The following is a 1,388-nucleotide window of genomic DNA, read 5'->3' on the forward strand; positions in this document are numbered from 1 at the left end:
TACTGCAACCGCATCTGGGGGGTGTGTCCTCGGCGTTTGTAGTGGGAGTTGCGGGCGCGGGCTTGGCTTCGTCGTCGGAAGTGTGACCAGTGGAGATGGTGGTCGTTGGCATGGTGGTGGGGCACGACGATGATGTGTCCCATCAGCTGGCGGATCTCCGGCACGCTCAGCGGTATGAGTTCTTCTCCGTCGTCCGTGCTTCCCCCTTTTCTGCTTCCCGGGCGCGGACGGCGGTCAGGTAGGCGAGGGCGGCCATGGCCAGGGTGATGTGGCGGTACCAGGCCCGATAGAGTCGCACCTGGTAGTGGTCCAGGCCGCAGTCGCCCTTCGCGGTCTGGAAGCACTCTTCCACCGCCCACCTGGCCGCGGCCACCTTGACCAGGTCTTTCAGCCGGGTGGCGACCGGTCCGTAGCAGATGTAGTAGGCCAGTTTGCCAGGGTTGCTGAGGCTGCGTCGGGCCAGGACCCAGTGCCCGAAGCCGTTCGTCCACTGCGGGCGGATCGCGATGCGGGCCCAGTCGTAGATCCGTTCCCCGTGCGCGCCCCGGCCCCCGGACAGGCGCTTCCATGCCTGCCGGGGCAGCGCGGCGATCAGCCGGTCCACCTGCACGTCCGTGCCCTGGCCGGTGACGACGATGTCGTTGACCTTCGTGGCCAGCACGTGCGCGACCGCCCGCTCCTCCAGCCACGACCGCAGGTGCCTCACCTGCCCGAACGCCTCGTCGGCGGTCACCCACGCGAAGGGGACGCCGGCGTCGATGGCACGCTGAAGCATCCACTTGAGGTGCTCGTTCTTCGTCGCGAAGGGGACCTCGTCCCCGATCCCCGCCGCCCGGCAGCGTTCGCGGTCATCGGTCCAGGAGAGCGGCAGATAGAGCTCGCGGTCGATCAACGCCCGCCCCCTGCTTGAGGCGTAGGCCAGGAACGTCCCGATCTGGCTGTTCTCCGTGCGGCCGGCTGTTCCGGTGTACTGCCTCTGGACACCCGCGGACTTCGTTCCCTTCTTCAGGAACCCGGTGTCGTCACCGATCAGTACGCCGTCCCGGGTGCCGATGCTCTCCATGACGAAGTCCCGCACATCGTCACGCACCGCATCCGCGTCCCAGTCGGAGTGGTTGAGCAGACGTTGGACGCCGTCGGGACGCAACTGCCCGACCCGCTCGGCCACCGTCCAGCCGTTTTTGCGCTCCAACGGCGCGAGCAGCCCGATCAGGTAGTCCAGCGCCCGCTCGCGGGGCTCCGACCTCCCGAAATGCCGAGCGAACCGGGCATGAAACCCGGCTATCCCCTCGGACCACGACTCAACCTGCTCAACCGTCAACCCATAGGCACACAGTCAAGACAACGAACACCTACACCCACAGTCACGCCCAGATGCGGTTGCAGTA

Annotated in this window: 1 protein-coding gene; it reads right to left on the reverse strand. The window is 66.9% G+C overall.

From position 1 onward, the window contains the following. Positions 1 to 166 precede the first annotated feature (166 nt). On the reverse strand, positions 167 to 1,321 hold the full coding sequence (locus ACFWPI_RS39615) for an IS701 family transposase (RefSeq protein WP_380381126.1): 1,155 nt from the start codon (positions 1,319 to 1,321) through the stop codon (positions 167 to 169). Between the last annotated feature and the right edge of the window lie 67 nt (positions 1,322 to 1,388).

It is taken from the genome of Kitasatospora sp. NPDC058492, assembly GCF_042720685.1.
In the GTDB taxonomy this organism is placed as follows: domain Bacteria; phylum Actinomycetota; class Actinomycetes; order Streptomycetales; family Streptomycetaceae; genus Kitasatospora.